Annotated in this window: 19 protein-coding genes; 11 read left to right on the plus strand and 8 right to left on the minus strand. The window is 36.3% G+C overall.

Annotated features, from left to right (window positions below; translation table 11 throughout):
* Window positions 1–204: 204 nt before the first annotated feature.
* The 5 genes from AABK36_RS23015 to AABK36_RS23035 all read left to right on the plus strand — a co-directional run bounded on the left by AABK36_RS23015 (window position 205) and on the right by AABK36_RS23035 (window position 7,487).
* Complete coding sequence (locus tag AABK36_RS23015; RefSeq protein WP_309943001.1) at window positions 205–1,680, plus strand: replication initiation protein; 1,476 nt, start codon at window positions 205–207, stop codon at window positions 1,678–1,680.
* A 52-nt stretch (window positions 1,681–1,732) separates the two neighbouring features.
* Window positions 1,733–3,799 carry a hypothetical protein gene (locus tag AABK36_RS23020; protein ID WP_309943002.1) on the plus strand — a complete coding sequence of 689 codons (2,067 nt, stop codon included), beginning with the start codon at window positions 1,733–1,735 and terminating at the stop codon, window positions 3,797–3,799.
* A 210-nt stretch (window positions 3,800–4,009) separates the two neighbouring features.
* Complete coding sequence (locus tag AABK36_RS23025) at window positions 4,010–4,618, plus strand: cytochrome b/b6 domain-containing protein (protein ID WP_309943003.1); 609 nt, start codon at window positions 4,010–4,012, stop codon at window positions 4,616–4,618.
* A 190-nt stretch (window positions 4,619–4,808) separates the two neighbouring features.
* Window positions 4,809–5,438, plus strand: coding sequence for a DUF4136 domain-containing protein (locus AABK36_RS23030; RefSeq protein WP_309943005.1), 630 nt, complete (start codon window positions 4,809–4,811; stop codon window positions 5,436–5,438).
* Between the two features lie 222 nt (window positions 5,439–5,660).
* Window positions 5,661–7,487 carry a GAF domain-containing protein gene (locus AABK36_RS23035; RefSeq protein WP_309943006.1) on the plus strand — a complete coding sequence of 609 codons (1,827 nt, stop codon included), beginning with the start codon at window positions 5,661–5,663 and terminating at the stop codon, window positions 7,485–7,487.
* Between the two features lie 15 nt (window positions 7,488–7,502).
* On the opposite strand, the gene AABK36_RS23040 is transcribed toward AABK36_RS23035, so the two are convergent.
* The gene (locus tag AABK36_RS23040; RefSeq protein ID WP_309943010.1) at window positions 7,503–8,774 is read right to left on the minus strand and encodes a M20 metallopeptidase family protein; all 1,272 of its coding nucleotides are present in this window, start codon (window positions 8,772–8,774) and stop codon (window positions 7,503–7,505) included.
* A gap of 101 nt (window positions 8,775–8,875) precedes the next feature.
* Between AABK36_RS23040 and AABK36_RS23045 the strand changes: the two genes are divergently transcribed.
* On the plus strand, window positions 8,876–9,664 hold the full coding sequence (locus AABK36_RS23045; protein ID WP_309943012.1) for a hypothetical protein: 789 nt from the start codon (window positions 8,876–8,878) through the stop codon (window positions 9,662–9,664).
* Window positions 9,665–9,727: 63 nt separating this feature from the next.
* On the opposite strand, the gene AABK36_RS23050 is transcribed toward AABK36_RS23045, so the two are convergent.
* On the minus strand, window positions 9,728–10,438 hold the full coding sequence (locus AABK36_RS23050) for a YebC/PmpR family DNA-binding transcriptional regulator (RefSeq protein ID WP_309943014.1): 711 nt from the start codon (window positions 10,436–10,438) through the stop codon (window positions 9,728–9,730).
* Window positions 10,439–10,703: 265 nt separating this feature from the next.
* Between AABK36_RS23050 and AABK36_RS23055 the strand changes: the two genes are divergently transcribed.
* Both AABK36_RS23055 and AABK36_RS23060 read left to right on the plus strand, forming a co-directional pair.
* Window positions 10,704–11,237, plus strand: a complete 534-nt coding sequence (locus AABK36_RS23055; RefSeq protein ID WP_309943016.1) for a GNAT family N-acetyltransferase — start codon at window positions 10,704–10,706, stop codon at window positions 11,235–11,237.
* Between the two features lie 7 nt (window positions 11,238–11,244).
* The gene (locus AABK36_RS23060) at window positions 11,245–12,465 is read left to right on the plus strand and encodes an aspartate aminotransferase family protein (protein WP_309943019.1); all 1,221 of its coding nucleotides are present in this window, start codon (window positions 11,245–11,247) and stop codon (window positions 12,463–12,465) included.
* A gap of 167 nt (window positions 12,466–12,632) precedes the next feature.
* On the opposite strand, the gene AABK36_RS23065 is transcribed toward AABK36_RS23060, so the two are convergent.
* Complete coding sequence (locus tag AABK36_RS23065; protein ID WP_309943021.1) at window positions 12,633–12,920, minus strand: hypothetical protein; 288 nt, start codon at window positions 12,918–12,920, stop codon at window positions 12,633–12,635.
* A 348-nt stretch (window positions 12,921–13,268) separates the two neighbouring features.
* Here AABK36_RS23065 and AABK36_RS23070 point away from each other — a divergent pair, with 348 nt between their 5' ends.
* Window positions 13,269–15,494, plus strand: a complete 2,226-nt coding sequence (locus AABK36_RS23070; protein WP_309943022.1) for a sulfatase-like hydrolase/transferase — start codon at window positions 13,269–13,271, stop codon at window positions 15,492–15,494.
* Window positions 15,495–15,566: 72 nt separating this feature from the next.
* On the opposite strand, the gene AABK36_RS23075 is transcribed toward AABK36_RS23070, so the two are convergent.
* A complete protein-coding gene (locus tag AABK36_RS23075) occupies window positions 15,567–17,015 on the minus strand; it encodes a TolC family protein (RefSeq protein ID WP_309943023.1) in 1,449 nt (482 codons plus the stop codon).
* Window positions 17,016–17,917: 902 nt separating this feature from the next.
* Here AABK36_RS23075 and AABK36_RS23080 point away from each other — a divergent pair.
* Window positions 17,918–18,643, plus strand: coding sequence for a hypothetical protein (locus AABK36_RS23080; RefSeq protein WP_309943025.1), 726 nt, complete (start codon window positions 17,918–17,920; stop codon window positions 18,641–18,643).
* A gap of 20 nt (window positions 18,644–18,663) precedes the next feature.
* Here AABK36_RS23080 and AABK36_RS23085 read toward each other — a convergent pair whose 3' ends face one another.
* The 4 genes from AABK36_RS23085 to AABK36_RS23100 all read right to left on the minus strand — a co-directional run bounded on the left by AABK36_RS23085 (window position 18,664) and on the right by AABK36_RS23100 (window position 21,709).
* Complete coding sequence (locus tag AABK36_RS23085; RefSeq protein WP_309943027.1) at window positions 18,664–18,951, minus strand: hypothetical protein; 288 nt, start codon at window positions 18,949–18,951, stop codon at window positions 18,664–18,666.
* 162 nt (window positions 18,952–19,113) lie between these two features.
* Entirely contained in the window at window positions 19,114–20,082 is a 969-nt protein-coding gene (locus tag AABK36_RS23090; RefSeq protein WP_338390355.1) for an IS3 family transposase, read from the minus strand.
* 50 nt (window positions 20,083–20,132) lie between these two features.
* Window positions 20,133–20,417 (minus strand): transposase, encoded by a 285-nt coding sequence (locus AABK36_RS23095; protein WP_338390266.1) that lies wholly within the window; start codon window positions 20,415–20,417, stop codon window positions 20,133–20,135.
* A 404-nt stretch (window positions 20,418–20,821) separates the two neighbouring features.
* Window positions 20,822–21,709 carry a hypothetical protein gene (locus AABK36_RS23100; RefSeq protein ID WP_309943360.1) on the minus strand — a complete coding sequence of 296 codons (888 nt, stop codon included), beginning with the start codon at window positions 21,707–21,709 and terminating at the stop codon, window positions 20,822–20,824.
* A 389-nt stretch (window positions 21,710–22,098) separates the two neighbouring features.
* On the opposite strand from AABK36_RS23100, the gene AABK36_RS23105 reads away from it, so the two are divergent.
* Window positions 22,099–24,333 (plus strand): TonB-dependent receptor plug domain-containing protein, encoded by a 2,235-nt coding sequence (locus AABK36_RS23105; protein WP_309943357.1) that lies wholly within the window; start codon window positions 22,099–22,101, stop codon window positions 24,331–24,333.

Here is a 24,333-nt window from a genome sequence, read left to right on the forward strand (position 1 = left end):
GTCTGATGTATTTTTGATACATTTAGATTTGTTTGATGATATAAATGTTGCAGTTGATCATTCGATTCAAATACTGATAAAACAGAAATATCAAAGACTCTTTATTGTGTTTGATTATTTGAGGATTGTTTTTTGATTATTTGTTTTTAAAAAACATTAGTATCATATTGGAAACAGAAATATCATAACATTTTCATTTTTTTTATGGCAGAGTTTGATTTAGCTAAACTTGGGGATTACAAAATAGTCAAGAGTAACAAGCTTATAGATAGCAGCAGGCAGAATTTTTCAGCATTGCAAATGAGAATTATCACGCTGATGTGCGCGCGTATTCGGCCCGATGATGATGAGTTCAAGGAGTATGAGATTAGCATGGCTGAAATTTTGGATGGGAAATCTGTTTCAGGCAAGGCGTATAATGATGTGAAGAAAGCGGCTAAAGGTTTGGCTGAAAGCGCAGTCCATATTGAGGACGATCAAGGGCATTGGAAGACGATGTCTTTTATCACTATGGCTGAGGGAAAGCCGGGTTGGGGATATGTCAAGCTTAAGTTTTCGTCTGATATGAAGCCTTTTTTTCTTTCTTTGAAAGAAAGATACACATCGTATTTGGTGAAAAATGTTACCAGTTTCAGGAAGCAATACACATTGAGAATCTATGAGTTATGCAAGCAATATTATCCTAATATAAGAGAGCGAGAGATTCAGATTGTCAGGTTAAAGGAGATTTTCTCTCTTTTGGAAAAGGATGACCAAGGAAATATTTTAAGTGAAAAATATCGAACTGTGGCGATGTTTCACAGCAGAATCATATTGCCATCAATAGAAGAGATCAATGAGTACTCTGATATTTTTGTTTCATTTCAGCAAATTAAGAAAGGAAGAAAAATTGTTGCCTATAAATTTTTCATCGAGCCAAATCCTAAATATAAAGCTTATCAGAAGATTAAGAAGCATGAACTTGAAATAAAGGAAACTGAACAAGTAATTGCTAATCAAAACTTTGATGAGCACGAACTGGTCGAGCCTCAAGTTGATGATATTATTGTTTCCCAAAATGAGGATGAAGAACTGAATACAGTTTTGTTTTCCAAATCAGATCTTAAAGAAATAAGAAACGAATGCGCTAAAAGAAACCTTGATGATACTTTTGTTGCTTTTGCAGTGAAGTACGTTGAGGAGCAGCATAAAGTAAAAAGCGTCAACAAGCCTAAGTTGTATATTTTGAAAGGTTTGATGTCCGGATGGCTTCTTGATGAGTTTGAAAAAAATCAAGCGGAATTGAAGCTCACTGCAAGGAAGCGAGAAAAGGAAAGGCAAAGGTTGACTATAGAAAAGCTTACGGAACAGTTAAGAGAAACTTATCAGAATAAATATTTGCAAGTGATTAATAGTTATTCCGATGAAGAGGTTTTATCGGCTTACAGCAAAGGTGATTTTGAAGAGTCTATTAGCAATCCTCTTTATGATCAGTACTTTATTGAGTTGTCTGTTGCTATGCTTGACCTGGAAGGATTTAGAAAAAGGGTCAAGGAAAACGTTAGATTGAAGACATGTTACAATAATGTAGTCAAGGAATATGTTGGCATAGTTGATAAAGAAAAATATGAGTTTTTGAATATGGGGCCGGATGAGTTCGTGGAGAGAGAACTTCATAAATTGAAAGAGCAAGTAGTTTAACTTTTATCGCATCATGAGGTTATAATTGTTGTATCATGAGCAAAAGATTAGAGTGAGCTACTTTTTTGATAAAGTACATAAGAAGACTAAAGCAAGGACTGAAGGTAAAACAAAGAAGCAACAGGCCAGCTCGTTATTTCCTCCGGTTCAATGCATGTTTCGAAGAAAACAAAAAAAGGATAAGAAGGAAGTAAAACCTTTTGCTCATAAAGTCGACGAGCCATGGAAAGAATATGAGATAATTGGCACAAAGACTAGTGGTGATCCTATTTTTGGAGAGACAAAGAATGTATGGAGAGTTGTTGGCGTTTATGAGCCTTCTGACAATTCTGAGGATGACATCCCTTTTTTTCGTATTACATACAAATCCAGACCTAAGAGAGATGGCAAAGAATGGAATGATGTGAAATTCATGTCGACTTTTAAAGAAAGATCTGAATTAGCTTCTTCTCAAAGACATATACGAACAGCGGTAACAAGCGGAGGAGCAAGTCCTTTTCCTGATCCGGTTACCCCAGCAACAATTGAAACTGAAAAAAGAGCGGTAGTCGCAGGTGGGGCAAGCCCATTTTTGGACCCTGTGATTCCTATGGACAATTCAAAATTAGAGAGTTCAAGAAATCTTGGGAGATCGACAAGGTTAGATCCAATCAAGGAATCAGATATAGAATTTGCCAAACCTATGTCAATACAGTCCGAAACTTGGACAACTGAAGGAGAGCAAAAATCAGAAAGAGAAATTGAGAAAGAAGTCATGGGGCCTGTGACTATAGCTGCTATGCCTTTGAATAGGGAGCTTTCAAGAGAAAGCGATGGACCTTTAGAGAGAACAGTAACAGTGCCTACGGAAGTAACTTTTGATAAGTCAAATTCTAGTGACGAGACCGAGTCTCAAGGGAAACCTTATTCTTCGATTAATCCACCGGCTTCCCTAGATGCTTATCGAGAAGAAATGGTGAGAAAAATGTATGAGTCTTCGCTAATTAGCGATGGGGAAGGAGGCTTCTACTTGCCGGAGGATTCAATAAGCTCTTTAGGGACTATTTCCGAGGCTTCTTCGGTTCCCGGATCTTTGAATACTGGCTCGATTAGAATTCTATTTGGCCAGATGCCTATGGCTCGGGCTTATCAATTCAGAGATGTCAGAGCATTGGAAGGGGAGGAGCCGGGCAAATTTGCGACGATTTTCATGTTGGGAAATCCTGGAGAAGATTCCTCTCATGTGCTAAAAGTAATGAAAGACACTCCAATGACACCGGCGGTCGAAAATGAAGCTTTTGCGAATAATTTTGTGAGATTGGTGGGACGTAGAGTTACAGCACCTGCTACAAGGAAGCTGAATCAAAAAGAACGAACAAAAATGGACAAGTACATCAAGCGAGGCTTGATGGGAAGCGCTGCGGAATTAAACATAGGAGCTCTTGGAAGAACGGCTGATGCGAAATGTTTGTTTATGGAGCGTGCTTCTGGAGACACCTTTAGATCAAGAACAGCAAAGCATTCTATCTCACGAGTTTGGAATAAGGAATTGCTGAAAGGCATAGGCGAGCTTGCGATTTTGGATATACTACTCGGAAATGTGGACCGGTTCATTGGCCATTTTAATGACGGGAATGTATTGATGGATAGTCGTACAGGATCTCTTTCTGGTATTGATCAGACATTGAACTTGGGAGGTATGCTGTATATGGCGAAAGTTTTCAATCAAGAAACCACAGGTTACATGGAAACTGTGAATTCCTATTTTCAAAGAGGCAACGACATGGTTAGAAATGGGGATATGGCGGCTATGGATGAGATACTTGACAAATTGCCTCAATACTATTATGATTTATTCATTGGCTTGCTGGATGCGCATAAGTCAGGTAGACCGCATGTGTTTTTTCAACACATATTCGATATATGGAAGGGCGTTGGAAAACACAGACCTTTGGGCAGAGAAGAATCCAAGCATATGCTTGATGGCATGGTGGAAGCGATGAAGCATTTGGCTGAGGATGACAATTTGTTTGAAATGTTTTTTCAGAATATGTTTGATCTGCATGATAAGGAACATTCGGCGTTTTTAAGCAATTGGCAACAATTAAAAGAAGCTGTGAAAGCTTTCGAAAAAGCATAGTGATAGATAATCATTAAAATTTACTCAAAGCTATTTTGACCCATTTCAATATTTTTTTAAATTTCAATTTGAGAATAAAAGTGATTAATGTTTATCACGATTAGTTTTTATGATCTTCTTGACTATCCTCCTTTGTATTTCCTCCAGAGGAAAATAAAACGGTATAAAAAATCAATCGTGATAATGTCTATTTAACAACTAAACTATACTATGGCAAGCTCGAATAATTACAGCAAGGGATATCGTTTATGGCATTGGCTTAATGCTTTTGCAATGTTGGGAATACTGGGAACAGTTATCTTAAGAAAAACATTTTTTAGCTGGAGAACAAATGCAGCGTTGATTCAAGAAAAGCTGGCGACGAATGAGGTTGAATTCGAGCAAGCAAAATCCTTGGCAAAGGCGATAAGAGCTCCAATGTGGGACTGGCATTATATTTTTGGTTTTGCATTGATATTTTTGATTTTAATCCGCCTTGGACAAATTGTTATGAAAAAGGATGTTCATAATCTTCAAAATACAACAGACGCCTATAGCAAGATGAAAAAGGGAATTTATTGGTTCTTTTATTTGGCGTTGATGTTCATGTCCATTACGGGAATCGCTTTGTACTTTAAGACAGAGCTTGGGATATCCAAAGATTTCTCCCATGATATAAAAGAGATCCATGAAGTGAGCATGTGGATATTTTTCGCATTTACGCCACTGCATTTAATTGGAGTAATAAAAGACGAGCTGACGAAGAGAAATAATGAAATATCAAGAATGATACACGGCGGTAAAGCTGAAGTTCAAGTTCCTGAAAAGGAGATCGCCTAAATATAAATCTTAGCAAAGTGAAAAAAGCCATTGCTATATGATTAGCAGTGGTTTTCTTGTTTTAAGCAATTTTAATTAACCTTCTAAAAATTTTCACGTTTTTCAGCCTGTTTCTTCATATTTAATTAGGGTTTTCCTTCGTTAGCTTGTAAATAGGGTAAGAAGATTTTTTTATAAATTGACTCAGGTTATGAAAACTTTAAAAGTGATAATGATTGGATTGGTGGTGATGCTTTTGGGAGCCTGTGCTACTACGACGAAGATGACGGCTTCTTGGAAGTCGCCTGAATACCAACCGAAAAACTATGAAAAAATAGCTGTAATATCTATTACCAAGGATTTGCAAGCTAAAAAAGCATATGAATACTATATGAAAAGAGATTTGTCTGAAATCGGCTTGAACATCGTCGAAGGCGTTACTCTTTTCTCGCCAAAATATTTTAGTGAAAAACCCACTGAGAAGAAAATAGAGAAAGATCTTAAGTCTCATGGCGTGGATGGAGTGCTTACTGTTAGCGTGCTTAGCGTCGACAAGGAACAATCTTATGTGCCAGGAGCGGGAGTCGGGTTTTATCCTGGGTATTATAGAGCGCCGTTTTATTCGTATTATTATGGAATGGGTAGAATCTATGATCCGGGTTACTATACTACCACAACTAAGGTGTTCATGGAGTGCAACTTTTATGATTTAGAGACTGAAGAGTTGGTTTGGACAGCACAGTCAAAAGTTGTAGATCCTTCATCAATAGATGATAGCGCTAAGTCATTTGTTAAAGCTTTAGTAAGACAAATTCAAGAAGATAACGTATTTGGCAGATAGTATTTTTACTGTTTCCAATTCATATAATTGATTTGATATTAAATCACTCGAATAAAATTTTGAGTGATTTTTTTATTTTTGAGCAATATCTATTTGATTTTTTCGTCTCCAATTAAATAGATTATTTTTTCAAGCATTTCCCGATTCAGTTACAGAAATGCATATATGTTTAACTTTTTAGGGTTGATATTTTTTAATCGAGCTTTTTAAAATTTTATGAAAATGAAAGGATTGAAAAATCTATACAAGAGCGATAAGTACGCATTTTTTAGTTGTCTATTGCTTATTTCCAGTTTGATTTTGTTGGTTATAGGAATGTTGGTTCGCCAATACAGTGTTGCTCTTTATCAACAAGATATCCAAAATGTTCATGTTGAATTTAAAACTAAGTTGAATAGGTTGAGCAGAGCGCAAGATTTGGTTTTAAGTCTTGTCAATGTGCCGGAGACTTCTCTTGAATACAATAATGTAAGTAGAAAGATTAAAAGCGAATTGTTATTTTCTCCAGAACTTACTCAAGTGTATGTTGGGCTGTCTTTTGAAAATGAGTATCTCGATTTTATAGCGAAGATGTCGGAAACCAAGATGTCATTAGTTGAAAGTGAGTGGCGCGAAGTCGAAAAACTCAGCGATAGTTTTCACAAAAAACAAAATGCGTTGATGTATGCATTTTTCTTGTTTTTTGGATTTAACATAATTTCGTTTATTTATTTGATGCAGAAGTATTTTATAGCGTACAGAAAGGCTAATAAAGTATTTAATAACATAGCAAAAGGAAAGTATGCGGATGTTGATTTATCTTCAGTAAGTAGCTTTGGGGCTTTGTTTGAGTCCATCGGGAAAGTGAATAAAGGAATAAAAGCCTCTACAGAATTTGCAAGAGCGATTGGTCGAAGAGAGTTTGATCATGAGTTCAAGGCTTTATCGTCGGATGATATTTTAGGCAATACGCTATTGGAAATGAGAGAGGAGTTGAAGAAAGTCGAAACCAGCGAAAATGAAACGAAATGGATTAATACGGGCTTGAATTCAGTATCTAATATATCCAGAGAAAATAAAGAAAACTTCGAATCATATTGCGATGAAATGCTTCAATATGTGGTTAGGTATTGTGATTGTCTCCAGGGAGCTTTGTATCTAAGCAATGAGAAAGTAGAGATGGAGATGAAAGCATGCTATGCATATGGTCGTAAAAAGTTTATGCAACAGAAATTTAGCAGGGGAGAAGGTCTTATTGGCCAAATGATAAATGAGAAGGAAAAGATTTTCTTGAAAGAAGTACCTCAAGGGTATCATAAGATTACTTCCGGACTTGGAAAAGCCCTGCCTAAGAATATTGTGTTGTTGCCCTTGATGAATAATGGAGAGATCGAAGGAGTACTGGAGTTGAGTTCGTTTACTTTATTGTCAGATTCCAAGATCAAGTTTTTGGAAGAGGTTTGTAATTTGTTGGCCTCAGAGTTTTTTTACATGAAGAACGCTCAGGTTACTCAGAAGCTACTGGATGAAAGCCAAGATTATGCGAAGCGATTGCAAACTCAGGAAGAGGAACTTAGACAAAGCATGGAAGAGATTTCCGCTACACATGAAGAGATGTCTCGCATTCAAAAAGTAGAGAAAGAAAAGACGGAGCAGTTGTTAAAAGAATTGGAGGAAAGCAAATCTTTGCTTGATCGATTGTTGGATACATTGCCGGTAGGAATTTTCTTAAAGGATAAGGATTTGAAAATGGTTTTGGTGAATAAGTTCATTGTGGATAAACATAAAGAGTCCAAAGATCAAATTTTAGGCAAGAGCGATGCTGATTTTTTCGCTTCAGACAAATCAAAAGTCAAGATGTTGTTTAAAGAGGAGCATACGATCATCGAGTCTGGGATCACAAATGTGAGAATTCATCAGGATGCTGAGTTGGAAGAGAATAAAGGGGAAGATAGAATCTTTGAAACATATAAAATACCTATGTATATCAATGAAGAAAAAGGCACAGGTATTTTAGGCTTGCAAATTGATAGAACCAAGCAATTTGATTTAAAGGACCTGGAGAAATAGAATATAGTTTGGATGTTATTTATTGAGATTATTAAACCATTTTATCAGTAATTCAGACATATAAACTGTTCCGTGTCTTATGCAATTTTTATAATCAGGATACATCATTGGAGAATGCAATACAGGTAAAGTTTTGCCTTTTGAATGAGCGGACTTTAATTTGTCTCTATCAGCATTGCCTATCCAAAACATCGTCGTTGGAATGTTGTCAGTGGTTTTAGAATATAAACTAAAGTCTTCCGCAATCATTACAGGTTCGCTTTCATTGACATTTTGGACCCCTGCAATTTCTTTTAAATAAGCCACTGATTGAAGCGTATATTCATGATTATTCTCCACTGGAGGCAAACATGCAGTGTCAATAATTTTTAGTTCAGGGTAGTTGCTTGCCTCTAGGCCAGATGAAATGGCAATGCCATTTGATATTCTTTTGATGGACTCTATGACTTTATCAGCGATTTCACTTTTGAAAAATCGCAATGTCATCTGCAGGTTTACTTCGTCAGGAATCACATTGTGAGTGAATCCGCCATGAATAGAACCAATACTCAGCACGCAAGATTCTGTAGGAGGTATTTCTCGGCTGATAATTGTTTGAAAATCAAGGATGAGCTTGGATGCCATTACGATAGGATCGATTGTATTCTGAGGTTCTGCGCCATGACCTCCGATGCCTTTAATTTTAAGTTCTAGCGTTTTTACGCCAGACATAAAAGCCCCTGCTTTGTATCCAATTTCTCCTGCAGCCATATTTGGAGCATTATGGTAAGCTAGTATATAGCTCGGTGTGGGAATTTTTTTAAACAAGCCAGCTTCAATCATGCTTCTTGCGCCTGCTCCCCATTCCTCAGAGGCTTGAGCGATCATCACTAATGTTCCTTTCCAATTGCCTTGGTTGTTACTCATCAATTTTGCGATTCCGACCCAAGTGCTCATATGCAAATCATGGCCACAGGCGTGCATAACAGGTTGTTCATTGCCATTGACATCTTTCATTTTTTTGATGCTCTTGAAGGCCGAATCTGTATTTTCCAGTATAGGGAGAGCATCCATATCAGTCCTAAATGCAAGTGTCGGTCCTTCGCCATTGCTTAAAATTCCCACAAAACTATATCCTCCCAAATTGTCAATGATCTCAAACCCCAAACATCTTAATTCATTAATAAGCTTAGCTGAAGTATTCATTTCCATAAATGACAGCTCAGGGTTTTGATGGAAATGAGCGTAAAGATCAATTAGCTTATCCTGTATATTATCGTATTGATTTTCTAGGGAATGCAGATTCATGATTTTTTATTCAAATGAGTTACGACAAAGTTATATAGACTTATAAAATAGAAACAATTTCATGTAAATATGATTATGTATGAAGATATAAAAATCATATTATGAAAAATAAATTGCTGTTAATTTTGTTGCCTTTTATGGTAATGTTTTCCGCTTGCGGTGATCAAGAAGATGGAGGTTCGCCTTCATTTGAGCTAAGCCCTTCAAGTTTGGAAAAGGGTAGAAGATTAAGGGGCGCTATACAAGGTGCTCTTAGAGCTTTGGAAACAAATAGTGACGGTAATATGAAAATCGGCAAATTTGAGAGCTTAGTGGATTCGGCATTGCTAGCATATGCCAATGAAAGTGAAATGGAAGTGGTTGACTCCATTTACAAAGCTATGAAATCCGAACCGGTAAAGGCCGAGGATATTATCAATGACAATTCTTCTTCTCGAAAATCAAATTCTACAGCATACAAAGAATTTCTAAAGGCTATGAATGCAATGGCTCAGGTAGCTTCATCGATGACGAATTGGAGTTCGAGAGTAATTGAATATCGAAAAGGCAATCATAGAGACTATTCAATAGGAAGTATTGAGAGAAAAACATTGGATGATATGCATGTTATGGCTCAAGAAGCGATTAAGGCTTATGAGCGCTTTAGAGTAAGACCTGATTATTATGCATCCGCGGCAAGCGCCTCGCGCGTTGTGCCTTTGAATCTCGAAGAACAATACAATGATGGGTCTTCATTTTGGAATGGTCATGGAGAATGTTTGGTTTCTTATACTTCAGGGGCTATATACCGTATGAAATTCGAACAGGCTGGTTTAAGTGAAGATTTAAGAATAATTTTGGCAGCTCATAACATAGTGATGTCAGAAGCAGGCATTATTGTGTGTGATTGAGAAGAAATAAATTATAGTAAAATGCCTGCTTATGTATGAGCAGGCATTTTGTTTTTATAATGATTAAGCAATGTTTGTGAATACTTGCTGTATGTCGTCATCATCTTCGATTTTATCAAGCATTTTTTCGATGTCAACAAGTTGCTCTTCTGTGAAATCTACCGGTGAAGTGGGAATTCTTTTCAGAGATGCTTTAGTAACATTCACGCCAAGATTTTCAAGCTCTTTGGCAATTGTTCCAAAGTTGGTGAAATCACCGTAAACGATAATATTCTCGTCTTCGATTTCCATTTCTTCCAAGCCCGCATCAATCAATGCGAATTCAAATTCTTCAGCGTCGAAATCTTCAGGCTTTTCAAATTCGAATACTGACTTTCTATTGAACATGTATTCTAGAGAACCATTCGGGACAACTCCTCCGCCTGCTTTATTAAAATATGATTTCACATTGGCTACTGTTCTGTTGCCATTGTCTGTCGCGCATTCTACTACTACAAGTACGCCATGAGGTCCTTTGCCTTCATAGATAACTTCAGTGAAGTTTTCCATGTCTTTGCTTGTCGCTCTTTTGATTGCGTTCTCGATATTATCCTTAGGCATGTTTTGCGCCTTAGCTGTTTGTATCGCTGTTCTGAGTTTGGCATTCATCTCCGGGTCAGGGCCGCCTTCTTTGGCTGCAAGTGTGATGGTTTTTGCCAGACGTGGAAATATTTTGGACATCTTGTCCCAGCGCTTTTCTTTAGCGGCTCTTCGGTATTCAAATGCTCTTCCCATTGTATTTATTTACTGTTTTATAATTCAAATTATAATTGAGTTAACAAAAATAAAAATTGTTGGGGTTTATAGTCAAGTTTAACAACATAATTAATCAAAGATTACTCAATGGTTTTTATTTGTAGCAGCAACAAAGCAAAGTCACGAATGTTGACATATGTGATATGGGAATATTTGTTTAATTTTGGGCAAATCCGCATAGCTGATTATTAATGATAAAAAGCATGCGTTAGAAAATGGTTGAAGACATTTTATTATCACGATTATGATACAATATCAAGATAGCATGTTTGAGGAATTTTGGGCTTTATATACGGAAGCTTTTCCCGAGCAGCAGAGGAGGAAAGAATCTCAACAACGTGATCTTATCGCATTTGAGAAGAAATACCATTTGGAGATGATCGACTTTGAAGGGAAAATTGTTGGTTTTTTGGCCTACTGGGACTTAGAGAGCTTTATTTACATAGAACATTTGGCTATAGACAAAAGCATGAGAGGCAAAGGCCTTGGTGGTAAAGTAGTGAAAGAATTTACCCAGAAGTGGGACAAGGAGATATTATTGGAGGTGGAGCCTCCTACGGATGAGATTTCGAAAAAAAGAATAGATTTTTACAAGGATTTAGGTTTTCACCTTAATCATTTTCCATTCTTGCAACCGCCGTATGACCCACAGTATCCGCAGATTCCATTATTGTTTATGACTTATAAGCAGACTTATACTCGTCCTGCGTTTTCTATTTTCAAGACTAAGTTGATTTACGAAGTGTATAAGCGAAAAAATTATAAAACGATCAGATAAGATTGCGATGAACAATACAAATGAATTTCAAAATCTGTCTGACAAAGATATTTTTGAGCAACATCAGGCCCAGACTTCACCTTATCCATTGGGTTTGGAAGCCGAAAAAGCTGAAGGAGTGTATATCCATACTACCGATGGCAAGAAATATATGGATCTGATTTCGGGCATATCTGTGAACAACCTTGGACATCGGCATCCCAATGTGGTAAAAGCCATTAAAGATCAGGTTGACAAGTATTTATTTGTGATGGTCTATGGGGAGTTTGTCCAGAAGCCTCAAACAGATCTGACCAAATTATTAATCTCCGTTTTGCCAAAGAGGTTGAATTCAACATATTTTGTCAATTCAGGCACTGAAGCCAATGAGGCTGCTTTGAAACTTGCGAAAAGATATACGAGAAGGACGGAAATCGTGAGTTTCAATCGTTCATACCACGGCAATACGCACGGTTCGTTGAGCGTTTCAGGCAATGAGGTGAAGAAAAGAGCTTTTAGGCCTTTGCTTCCCGATGTAAGGTTCATTGAATTTAATCAAGCGGATGATTTGAGCCAAATCACAGAGAGAACAGCGGGAGTAATTGTCGAACCGATACAAGGAGATGCAGGGGTTCGTATTCCAAGCATGGAATATATGAAAGCGCTTAGAAAGCGATGCGATGAGGTTGGAGCATTGCTGATATTTGACGAGATACAAACAGGCTTTGGTCGAACAGGGAAATTGTTTGCTTTTGAGCATTTTGAGATTGAGCCTGATATTTTGACCATAGCCAAAGGCATGGCAGGTGGCATGGCTATGGGGACGTTTATTTCCAGTTCAGAGATTATGAAGACTTTGTCCCATAATCCGATATTGGGCCATATAACAACATTTGGAGGACACCCTGTTTGTTGCGCGGCTGCTCACGCTACATTGAAGACGATACTTGATGACCAGCTAGTGGATGATGTTGAACGAAAAGGAAAAATTTTCGAAGAGCGTCTTTCCGCTCATCCAGCGATCAAAGAAATCAGAAGAAAGGGATTCATGTTCGCTATAGATTTGGATAGTTTTGAATTAGTGAACAAGGTTGTAACTTCCTGCATAGAGATGGGAGTGATTACATATTGGTTTTTGTCAACACCGTATGCATTCCGAATTGCACCTCCATTGGTGATAACAGATGAAGAAATTCACCATGCTTGCGACGTGATTTTAGAAGCTATTGACAGAAATTTCGATGCTTGATATTTTTTTATCGAAAAAAGTTAGATTCTATACAATTTTAGCAAAACAATCTGCGTTAGTAGTTTGTAGTTTTGTTTGAAATCACGTTGTGATTTTAGTTATTGTTTGTTTTAGGGTTGAGGCTGGTCAAAAGGATCAGCCTCTGTTTTTTTAAGAAAAAAATTCAACTAGCTGAGTTTTACAGCAATAAAGTTGAACGCAGGCAACAAAGGGTTTATTCCTTTGGTCCAAGAATTTACTTCAAGCAGATTTATTCCTCTTAGACCTGTGGTAAGTGGCGCGCCTCCGCTAGCAGGGCCTTGTTGACATACAACGGCATAATCTTTTATTTCATCTCCATTAGTCAAGGAAATTTCATAAGTCGTCCTATCGCCTTTTTTTACAGCTTTTACTTCAAAATTTTTACCTGAAGATATTGTTCCATCTACATTCACTATTCCATTGATAATTTCCATGATCATTATTTTTGTTATGGTATGAGATTATTTTAGTGCATTGCAAACATACCATTAGGATCATTTCAAAAATATTTCACTATATATCATGCTTGAACTTTACATAGTATTGATCATTTGATAGTGTTAAGGTTTAGTGTCATAGTTTTAAACCTAATTCTTTTACCATATTTATTCATCTCGACACTTGCAATAATAGGCGTAATCTTTGCTGATGAATAGACGGCGTGAAAAATGAGCTGATATATTTTTTTCGAGTGCTTATTCTCATTGACAACTTAAGTTTTTTATCAATCGGACAATTGATGTCTATTCATATACTTATTTCATCTTTTTAAACATTTCAAAATGTCAAAAAACAACTCACAATCAAATTCTCATTTATTCGGAAATGGGAAAAATGTACTATTGATTATGGCGGATGAATTTCGTTTTCCAATACCGGAAAATGCAGGAGGGATGGTTAATGATTTAAAAAATATACTGGGTTTTCAGAACTTGGGAGCTACAAGCACAGATGCTGATGATTATATATCAGATACATCTCAGCAATTATTTCCTGGTTTCATGAAGTTGAGGGAAAATGCCGCGATTTTAAAGAATCACACTGTGGCTACTACAGCATGCGTTCCTAGCCGAACGGCAATGTTTACTGGACAGTATGGATCTAAAAACAAAGTGACTCAGACGGATGGAGTATTCAAAGGCGCTAGCGAGAAGGGTTTTAATTGGTTGGACCCGGAAGGTCTGCCAACACTAGGAGACTGGTTCAAAAAGAATAATTATTCAACACACTATTTTGGAAAATGCCATTTTGCTCATCCGGAAAAGCAAAGCTTGAAGAACTGGGGTTTTGATGATTGGGAAACTTCATTTCCAGAGCCTCATGGCACTTTGAAAAATAATTTGGGAATGTATCGTGACAATGGTTTCACTGATCTTGTGACGACTTTTTTGAGAAGAAAAGGGATGGCTCTCGATTATGATCAAGAAGTGGGTAAAATCGAAATGGATGATAGCTTGACAGATCAGGAAAGGGAAGAGGCTATTGAGAATATCGACAAGAAGCCGTGGTTTGCAGTAGCTTCTTTTACAAATCCGCATGATATCACCACGTGGCCGGTTTTGCCAGCGAAAGCGCAAGGTGTCCTGAACAAGGAAGCGGATGAGAGTGATTTTGAAGTAAAGTTTGATGAGCCGCTGGGGATTCCCGATCCAAATACAAGGAGTACGCCGCCGGATAGAGGAACATGGACATTTGATATGAACCCTGGAGGAATAGACAAAACTTACGCTAAAGTACCTAAGACATGGAAGGAGGATTTGCTGGAAAAGCCTGATTGTCAAATCGACTATTCATTAAAGCTAGGCGTTGCTTTAGCAGCTAAAACTGGAAAGCTTCAAGTGGCTAAGCATTCACATGAGTTGACAGGAATACCTTTGGCATTGGCTGCTCAACCGAGAAAATGGACCGCGGCTTATATGGAGTATTATGCTTATTTGCATCATATTTTGGACAAGCAAATAGAGAGAGTTCTTAACTCCTTGGAGGAATCAGGTTTGAGAGATGATACGATTGTTGTCTTTGTTCCTGATCATGGTGAATACGGAGGTTCTCATGGCATGATGATGCAAAAATGGCATAGCGCTTATCAAGAAGCTATACATGTCCCTGTTGTAATCAGCATGCCTAAAGAATATGATATATCGCAAACCACTACTCCTAAGCAGATCGATGAGTTGACTAGCCATATAGATATCGTACCTACTTTGCTAGGCTTGGCTGGTATTAATGAGGAAGGAGTTGAGGTGCTTCGCAAGTTATTGGGAGGCTCTAAGGTCCCAAATTTTGTTGGCGCTGATTTGAGTGATTTGATAACAGGTGAGGCTAGAAAAATAAAAGACAAATTCAATGTCAATGGGAAAAAATTCAGAGACTCTATATTGTTCACGACAAGCGACATGATTTCCGAGCCTATAGGCTATGATAAAAATACCGAAAGCGGTTCGAATGGCGCAAATGAGGATTTTGATATCTTTTTGGAAGCTGTTGATTATTATCGTGAAGATTTGATAAATCAATATGATGATACTAAGCCTGGAGAAGTAGATAAAATAGAAAGGCTCGAAAGAATGCAAAAAGGACCTATTGTGCAACCAGCGGAAGTTCATTGTGTTCGCGAAGGGGATTGGAAACTTGTAAGATATCGTGATTTTCATAACCCGGATGATCATGACAAGTACCAGTGGGAAATGTATAATCTTTCAGAGGATCCAATGGAAGAGTTGAATTTGTTGAGATACAAATCTGTGAATATTAAGGAAAGAATTCGCGAAGAGATTGGTAATATCGTTGGCCAAGATCAACTGATATCAAAAGAGGCTGTAATTGAGAAAGGAGCAAAAGAAGAAATTCTGGCGACGGTTGAGGACTTGGCGACTTCTAATTCGCAGATCGAATTTAAAGCCAATCCAAGAGCTGTTTCTGATTTTGGTTATTCTGAAACTTTTATAGAAGATAGAGCTGGCGAATTATATAAGGAAATGCTGATATTGATAGAAAAGATGCTTTGATTAAAATAGATCATATTGTAAATGCAAAAGTGTCTGAATTTGTCGCTTTTGCATTTACAATATGACTTTGATTTAGTATTTGTCAGCTGTGTATAATTCTAAAATCAATGTCTTGAAATAAAAGTCATATTTTGAATTGACAAGTTTTGACTGAGCAATGATTAATTCATCTTGAGAAACTCTTAATTCAATAAAAGGCGTTATTCCGAGCATGTATTTTTCGTTGACAGCATTCAACAACTTTTCTTTAATTTCAATTTCATTTTGTGTTGCCATATATATTTTTTTAGCGTTTATAGCTTCCAAGTAGGCCTTTTCAACATTGTTCCATAGTTGACTTGTGGCTTTGTTTTGATCGTATTGTTGAATTTGTATATTCACTTTGGCTTTTTGAATTTCAATATGGTTTTTCAATTTTGAAAAAATTGGTATCTGCATGCTTATGTTTATGTCTCTACTCAAGTTGTCTTTCCATTGAGCGCCTATCGAGTACCCGTTTACTTCATCATACGAAGGGGCTAGCTCTCCGGGCAGGGAATAAACCATTTGATCTGGTGAGTTTTGCAATGTGCCAATGGGATATGGATCAACTTCCACGGTCTTTCCATTAGGAACCAATCTTCCATCTATGTCGGAAGCTGAAGAATAGTTTGTTGATATACTGCTGTTTAGAAAGATTGTAGGGTAGATTCCGCTTCTGGCCAACCTTAGTTGTTGTTTTGCTAGCAGAATCTGTGTATCCGCTTTTTTTATTTCTGGCCTTAGCTTCAACGCAAGATCATAATAGTGCTCAACAGGAAAATTTTCAATATTTATATTCTCTATTTCAGGCGGGTTCAGTTCAATGATTTCATTATGAGGCAATGTCATCATTTGTTTCAATTCTTGTATGGCAAGCCTTTGGCCGTTTTCGTTTTGGACGATTTGAACATTCAAGCTAGCGATTTGAGATTCTATCTCCAGTTTGTCGGTTTTTGACCTACTACCCATTTCTATCATCTGTTCGACATGGGTCAATTTTTCGTTTAGCGATTGAAGTTGGAGTTTATTTTCTTTTAAAAGCTCTTGTTTATGGAGAGTGTTTAGGTAGTGCAAAGTTATTTTTAGCGCTAAGTCTACTTGAACTATGTCGTAATCCAGACGAGATAACTGCCAGCTTAAATTGCTTGCCTCAATTTGCCTGCTTCTTTTAAAGCCTCCAAACAGTTCCAAAGAAGCGTTTACATTAATGCCATTATTGCTGATTTGATTTTCGGTAAATAAGTTCGTGGTTTGGTCAATGGACCTTCCCCATCTGTAGGATTGGTAAGCGCTGCTGGATATTTCAGGAAGCCTGTTAGCCTTGGCTTGATCGAGATCTAGTTTTTCTTTAGTAGCATTAGTTTTAGCTTGTAATGCTTCTGGTCTATGTTCTATGGCGTATTTTATGCAATCATCAAGGCTCCATGATTTTGAGGTTTCTTGAGAGTATAAATACGTTTGAGATAATAGAAATAAAATGATGATTGAAAGTTTATACATGTTTTAGTTTAGTAGTTTTGAAAGGTTAGTATTGAAATGTGTTAATATTGATAATTTACATACATTTAAAAATTATTGCTAGTTTAAAATTGTAGATTTATTCTAATATTTTGCAATTATATTTTATTTTTATTTAAATAAAGAATAAATATTCGTCAAGATTTTGAGTTTATGGCTAAATCAATTATAAGGTGTTTGTGACCGCTGTAAGGCAGACGTAAATAAGGTATAGCATATGGTTTTGCATTTCACCAACGCTTATAGATGAATAGATCGATTAAGTTTACGATATAGAAGGATAGGTCTAGAGTAATGAAAAACAAAAAATTTAATATTCAAAATAGAGGAGGCCAAATAACTTTATCTAAAACCGGATTTAATGATCATTTAGGTAAGCCACAACTGGTGTTTTTTTCTTGTTATGATTATTCTCACGGTGAATGGGAATTAGTAGAATTTTACAATAAAAATGAAATAAAACTGATGAATTCAAAGTTTGGAAATTTGTACGTGTTTTATTTTTTTATTTTCACATGTGGATGGGATAGATGAAATGTCATTGAGTTATTTTATTAGAGCTCATGAAATAAATGAAAAAGATAAAGAAGGTTTACTAGCGATTTTAGATTTTAATAGGGGCCCCAATAGAATTTTAACATTGGATCAATATAGGTTCTACAAGGAAAAACTAAATAGTTTAGAAGAAAACAGTGATACCTTAGATTGATTTGGTGCTTATTAGTGTCTCTCCCGCATTTGCAATACGAATGCTTAAAGTTGAGTATTTTTGATGCGGAAATAAGAGCTTTCTTTAAGCTCTTATTCGAAGTAAGGTTTCAACTTTTAGTTCAGGCTGTACTGTTGATAGAAATAGAAGATTAACTTGACTTTAGATTGGATATATGATTATTGACTTACAGGCAGAAGAAGGCAGAATTAGATTGGAAGTAATTGATGGGTTGGCAAGTAGAATTGATCTTAAATTTTACTCAATAGGTTTTAATGTGTTTTTCAGCAATTATGACACCTTTCAAAGCGCATATAGCAAACATAATGGGTATGGATCAATGATTTTTTTACTCGAGGAGGTTGACACTTATTTATTTGATAAAAACACTCTTAACTTAGATACAGTATGGCTTACAACTCCATATAGTATTAAGGTTAATTATACGGATAAATTCCCCTTGAAAAACTTGAAATACAAGTCATTAAGAATTAAAGAGCCAAAAAATTTTTCTATCCCCTTGTATCAAAATTTTATATACTATTTTGAGTCAGATACTTTCGTTTATTCAAATGATACAAATATTGATTTTTCAAAACTTGATAACCTAAGAATAGCTGAAGATTTTCATGCTTTAAGCGATAATGATGTTATAGTCGGCTGGGCAGTTACCAATTGTTCAAAGTATTTGTTTGACTTTTGGGATAACCATTATTATCAACCTAGTGAATCATCAAAAAGATTGCTGGCTCAAGTTTTTGAGTTATTTACTGAAGATACTTTTGATAAGATTGATGACAAGGATCCTGTCATTCTCTCTCAACTTCAAGATTTATTGGAAGTAGCAAAAAAAGAAAAATGCATGGCTGTATATGATACGATTGATGATTGGATATGTTAGAAATCAATGATTTTAAAAAATCATGTATATACACTTTTAGCTTCTACTAATTCTTGTTTTAATCTTGAAATGGACTTTTCTTCATCGTTAGTCCATCCACAAATATTCATATACTCAATTACTAGATGTTCCTCTTTATTATCTTCTATCGTTTGAATATCATTTTGTAAATCATATACATATGTTTCATCTTCAAATATATATGCATTCAAACAGTGTATGCTAATTGAGATAACATCATCATACATTTCAATGAAATGAACAAGGTTAGAGTTCGGATATCTTTGCTTTAAGTTACTTCTGTCCATGTTGTAAGACATTTTTATACTTTAATATTCTCAATATTTCTTCCAATACCTCTTTCTCAGAGCTGTAAATGATCATTTCATATTCCTGATAATTTTCGATTATTGATCTAGATTTTACACTAAAACTAAGCTCTAGAGCACTTTCTAATGTTCCCCCCTTTTTTAGGACCGCAAAGTAGTTAAACTTAATTTTATTTTTTGGTTTCTCATTTCAAGAGCTTCATAAATTTCAATATCAGGTTCTGTCAAGGGCGGCTTGTGTTGCGCCTGCGGCAAGCCGTTTATACCCTTGACGGGTTCTGGTATTGAACTTACCTTTGCTTTTGAGATAAAAGCCAAATTCGATTCTTCAAAGTAGAGTTCTCTAGGTCGCTTGTGCTCCAATGAACTATGTCTTCTTTGGTGATTGTAAAAATCAAAATACTCGAGCAAGCCTACGAATAGTTCATTTCCTGTCGCGTAAGCTTTAAGGTAAATATCTTCATATTTTACGGTTCTCCATAGTCTTTCGATAAATATATTATCGATCGCCCGTCCTTTACCATCCATGCTGATTCGTATTTGCTTTGAGTGTAAATAAGAGGTGAATACTTCGCTGGTAAATTGGCTGCCTTGGTCGGTATTGACTATTTCAGGAACTCCATATTGTTCAACGCATTCTTGCATGGTTTCCTGACACCACTCAGCATCCATAGTATTGGAAATGGACCAACCCACAACAAATCGACTCTTTAAATCGATAACTGCCATTAAGTAAAAGTAGCCTCCCTCTACTGGAATATAAGTGATATCCGTCGCCCACACTTGATTGATTCGCTCGATTTTAAGCGATTCAAGCAGGTAAGGATATGTTTTATGTTGTTTATTTCCTTTAGAAGTATGAGGGCCCGGAACGATGGCTCGCAGATCCATTAGCCGATACAATCGCTCTATTCTTTTGGAGTTTATATTATAATCCATATCTTTTTTAAGCCAAATGCTCATAGAAGGCACTCCCCAAAATGGTCGCTTTTGATACTGCTTGTCAATTAATTTCATAAGCTTCAAATTAAGTTCGGACTCACCTTTAGATTTATAATAATAGCTTGATTTATGAATACCTAAGAGGGAGCACTGCCTCGTAATACTCAAGATATCATGCGCCTTATCGACTAGCTTTTTGCGTTCTTGTGTGTTTTTGTTTACGATAAGGCTTTCTTTAAAAAATCCACTTCAACTTGAAGTTGGCCTATTTTGGAGTAGAGCGTTTCTTTTTCCTTTTCCAAGCTATCCGTGGCTTCTTTTCGATCGCTATTTTTTTTAAAAAGGGAAGAGGCATTATTCAAAAACTCGCGTTTCCAAGTGTTGATTTGAGTAGGGCTCAGATCAAATTCTTGTGCTAAAATTGCGATTGTTTTCTGCTCTTTGATAGCGGCTAATGCCACTTTTGCTTTGAATTCAGGGGTAAATTTTCTTCTGCTTTTCATAGTAACTAAGTTAATAGATTGTATCTTAACTTGCAGTCCTAATTTTTGGGGGAACTATATTCTAAAGATCTTTGACGTATTCTCAATAGTTTGATTTTACTTGAATATGGTATGAGTATAGAATTTTCTCTAAAGGAGAGCTTGTATACACTGCTTTTGCTAAAAATATATATTTGGTCATCATTGATAATAAAATTACAATCTTGAGTAGATATTGATCTCAAGCCTTTAAATCTGATATTGTGGAAAATGATGCTATTTGGATCTCTTTCAATGCTTATTTTAAGCTTTTTAATTCTTCTCTTTAAATGAATTGATCTGATAAAATAAATTGAAACAGGAATTAATATTAAAATGATAGGCAATAGCATCATAAAATATGAGTTTCGTTTAGTTGCGTAAAATTAGTTTCGATTCTGTTCATTTGAAAACTTATTTTCTAGAGACAAAAATTCGTTATCGTCACTTATATAAATCAATGATGATTGATTCAATATTGAATCATGCCCAAATTGCAAATTAACTCTTTCAACAGCTTTTTTGATAAACTTTAGCAATTCTTTAGAATTATTGGATATTATATGTGAATTTCTTAATTTATATTTAGTGTATTTCCATTTTGGTTGTTCTTTCCATTTGAAAAAAGATTTGTAAAATCTGATATTCTTATCGGAATCAACGTGAATATGTATGTATTTGTGTCCTATGCTCTTATCTATTCCTCCTAGCCACCAGAATATCATATCAATAGCTTCTCTATCCTCATTTGTTTTTCTGTAATAGTTTATTATTTCACTATAATTTTGCTTGGTAAATTTGAATTCAGGAGTATTTTCAATCCATACGACATGCTCTTTTTTGATTGAATCAATAGAGACAATGGATTCTAGTACGGCTAGTTTGTCATCTGAATTCTTTTTTATTGGTTTCCAAAGTTTAAGGTCTTTTGAAATAACGCCAAACTTTTTCCAATGCACAAATTCTGATGATTTCTCTACATGAATGAATACGATATGCTCCAAACATGTAAAGTCAGCCTCAACGCACATTAACATAGGTAGCATTTCTTCTATCTTATTATTGCTGTCAATTTTTTGCCAAAGAAATTCTTTATCATAGGCAGTGGTCATTTCACATGATATAGAAGGCAGAAGGTATTTTGTGTCAAAATCAGCTATATAACTATTTAAGATATCATTTATATGAATACCATCGATAAATAGTTCATCTATTGGATCATCGAAATCAGATCGCTCTATTTTTCGTATGCTTAATGTGTTTGGAGAGCCCATAGATTGTATTCTGAATGTCTTCGAGTTATGTTTTTTTTGAGAATTAGAATGAGAAGAGATTTGAAAGCAATGTACATATTATTTTCTCTGGAAGAAATACAAAGGATGATGATTTCGTAAGACATAAAAAACTAATCGTGAAAAATATTATTTCAAGTCATGTAAAAATCAGCTAATTTTAATGTTATTTATTTATTGAAAATTTACAATAAAAATAAGTCAATATTAGCTTTCTATATATATAGTGTGATAAGTTTAAATATTATTCAAAAAGTTAAAATATTGTTTATTAGATATTTAACCTAAACGAGACTGGATAATATTTTTCGAATGCAATAATGTTGCAAAAGTGCTTGATTAAAACTTATATTTGCAACATGGTTGCATTTATGAGGGTGTTTTTAACGGTGGTAATGGCGTTTGCTTGTTTTATGGCTTTCGCGCAAAGTGAGAAGGAGATAATTATTTTGAATCTAATGTCAAAGGAGCCGATAGCTGAGGCGTCTTTGGTGGATAAAGATCAAAAGATTGTCGCCGTGTCGGAGAGCAATGGCAAAATAGTTGGCGACTTTTCGGGAGTATATCACGTGTTCGCAATGGGTTATGATATCCAAAAATATCAAACGAGCGAAACAACTATTGACACCGTATTTTTGAAGGTGAAAAGCTATGATTTCGACGAGATCGTTGTTACCGGGCAAATGCGACCTACAAGTGTCCGCGAGTCCTTGTACAAGGTGGATGTTATAGGTATAGACCAAATGCAAAGCAGAGGGGCGGTGAATTTGACCGACATTTTGGCCAATGAAATGAATGCCAGAATAGTGCATGACAATATATTGGGAAGCAATCTGATCTTGCAGGGCATCGCTGGAGAGAATGTGAAAATCTTATTGGACGGTGTGCCGCAGCTTTCCGGAGCTGGCGGCGGCTTTGACTTGTCCCAAGTCAATTTGCACAATGCGGAAAAAGTTGAAATCGTTCACGGACCTCAATCGGTCCAATACGGCACAAGCGCTTTGGCAGGAACGGTTAATATCATATCAAAGACTTTGGAGGAAGAAAAGTGGCAAGGTGGTTTAAGTGCTTATTATGAATCCGTGGGGCAATATAATGCAGACATTGCTTTGGGAAGACAGTGGAAGAAATGGAACATCAATTTGGGAGGAGGCAGAAACGAGTTTACAGGTTATGCGTCTCCGATGGTAACAGAAGCCAGACGAATGAATTGGAATCCCAAAGTGCAATATTTGGGTAATGCCAAAATCTTTAGGGATTATAATAAATTGCGAGTTGGCTTTATCCAGCACTTTTTTCATGAATCAAATACGAGTAAAGGCGCTCCAGATCCATCTACAGGAGGCCGAACTGCGAATGACCACTTGACGACATCGTTAAGAATGACTTCCGGAGTCTTTGCCAATGGCGAGATTGGAAAGAATTGGTATTTGAATATTCTTAACTCATATCAGATTTATTCGCGAAATACTGCTTCATATTTGGTGAATCTGAATGATGAAAGTTCTAAGAAAAGATCCGAAGCGGAGGACGAGTTCGCATTAGTTAATGCAAGAGGAAGCGTGACTCGTTCTCAACTTCTGGAAGATAGATTGAATGTGTTATTAGGTTATGATTACTCTATGCAGTCGGCGAGTGGCGAGCGTATTGATAAAGAAAGGGATGATCTTAGAAATTTGGGAGTTTTCACATCCGTTAATGCCAAAATAGGCGAAAATGTGGAAACACAATTGGGCTTGCGCTATGAGTATAATAATACTTATGACGCCGATATCATTAAAATTGGGGGAGTTCATTTGCCCTTGATACCTTCATTGAATATCAAATGGAATATGGGAAGCAAAGATCATTTTTTTCGTTTTTCAATGGCCAAAGGCTTTAGAGTGCCTTCCATGCGAGAGTTGTATTATGATTTTCAAGACGCTAACCATGATATTACGGGCAATAGGGATTTAGGAGCGGAAGTTTCGGATAATTTTATCTTGTCGGGAAGTTATGTTTTGGTTCAGGAAGAAAGTCGAAAAGCTTCTATCAATCCATTTATCTATTATAACCGTATTCATGACAAGATTGAAAGCGTATATAAGCCTTCAGATGCTCCTGTGGGCAGGACTTATGAAAATATACCTTATTTTCAGACACAGGGCGTAAATATCAATGTGAGCTGGGAAGAGAATAATCAATGGAGCGCGACAGTGGGCAGCGGACTTTTGGGTAGAACAGGAACAGATGCATCGGATCAGTTCTTCTGGAGCCCAGAGTTAAGCCTTCAAAGCTGGTATCGTCTTAAGCTTTTGCAGACTAAGTTCTCTTTATACTACAAGTACAATGGAGCTTTGGCTCAATTCGAATTGGATGAGGAAAAAGGATTGGTCGACAGAACGCTTGGAGATTATCATTTTTTGGATGTATCGGCTACGCGAGCATTTTTTCATGAATCTTTGATCGTTACGCTGGGATGCAAGAACGTGATGAATGTCACTGATGTGGAACAAACTGGAGAAGGGTCCAAGGGATTGACAGCTAGAACAGGTTCCAACAGTGAATTGCCTATTGCCTGGGGGCGCACGGCTTTTTTGAAATTAACCTACAATATTAATCAATAA

The sequence above is a fragment of the Aureibacter tunicatorum genome (assembly GCF_036492635.1).
GTDB lineage: Bacteria > Bacteroidota > Bacteroidia > Cytophagales > Cyclobacteriaceae > Aureibacter > Aureibacter tunicatorum.

Bases quoted from the DNA above. Each gene is read 5' to 3' on its own strand.
- AABK36_RS23045 (WP_309943012.1), top strand. From the start codon at position 8,876: ATGAAAAATAAATTGCTGTTAATTTTGTTGCCTTTTATGGTAATGTTT.
- AABK36_RS23025 (WP_309943003.1), top strand. From the start codon at position 4,010: ATGGCAAGCTCGAATAATTACAGCAAGGGATATCGTTTATGGCATTGG.
- AABK36_RS23080 (WP_309943025.1), top strand. From the start codon at position 17,918: ATGATTATTGACTTACAGGCAGAAGAAGGCAGAATTAGATTGGAAGTA.
- AABK36_RS23105 (WP_309943357.1), top strand. From the start codon at position 22,099: ATGAGGGTGTTTTTAACGGTGGTAATGGCGTTTGCTTGTTTTATGGCT.
- AABK36_RS23070 (WP_309943022.1), top strand. From the start codon at position 13,269: ATGTCAAAAAACAACTCACAATCAAATTCTCATTTATTCGGAAATGGG.
- AABK36_RS23075 (WP_309943023.1), bottom strand. From the start codon at position 17,015: ATGTATAAACTTTCAATCATCATTTTATTTCTATTATCTCAAACGTAT.
- AABK36_RS23030 (WP_309943005.1), top strand. From the start codon at position 4,809: ATGAAAACTTTAAAAGTGATAATGATTGGATTGGTGGTGATGCTTTTG.
- AABK36_RS23035 (WP_309943006.1), top strand. From the start codon at position 5,661: ATGAAAGGATTGAAAAATCTATACAAGAGCGATAAGTACGCATTTTTT.
- AABK36_RS23085 (WP_309943027.1), bottom strand. From the start codon at position 18,951: ATGGACAGAAGTAACTTAAAGCAAAGATATCCGAACTCTAACCTTGTT.
- AABK36_RS23015 (WP_309943001.1), top strand. From the start codon at position 205: ATGGCAGAGTTTGATTTAGCTAAACTTGGGGATTACAAAATAGTCAAG.
- AABK36_RS23100 (WP_309943360.1), bottom strand. From the start codon at position 21,709: ATGGGCTCTCCAAACACATTAAGCATACGAAAAATAGAGCGATCTGAT.
- AABK36_RS23040 (WP_309943010.1), bottom strand. From the start codon at position 8,774: ATGAATCTGCATTCCCTAGAAAATCAATACGATAATATACAGGATAAG.
- AABK36_RS23095 (WP_338390266.1), bottom strand. From the start codon at position 20,417: ATGAAAAGCAGAAGAAAATTTACCCCTGAATTCAAAGCAAAAGTGGCA.
- AABK36_RS23060 (WP_309943019.1), top strand. From the start codon at position 11,245: ATGAACAATACAAATGAATTTCAAAATCTGTCTGACAAAGATATTTTT.
- AABK36_RS23055 (WP_309943016.1), top strand. From the start codon at position 10,704: ATGATACAATATCAAGATAGCATGTTTGAGGAATTTTGGGCTTTATAT.
- AABK36_RS23065 (WP_309943021.1), bottom strand. From the start codon at position 12,920: ATGGAAATTATCAATGGAATAGTGAATGTAGATGGAACAATATCTTCA.
- AABK36_RS23050 (WP_309943014.1), bottom strand. From the start codon at position 10,438: ATGGGAAGAGCATTTGAATACCGAAGAGCCGCTAAAGAAAAGCGCTGG.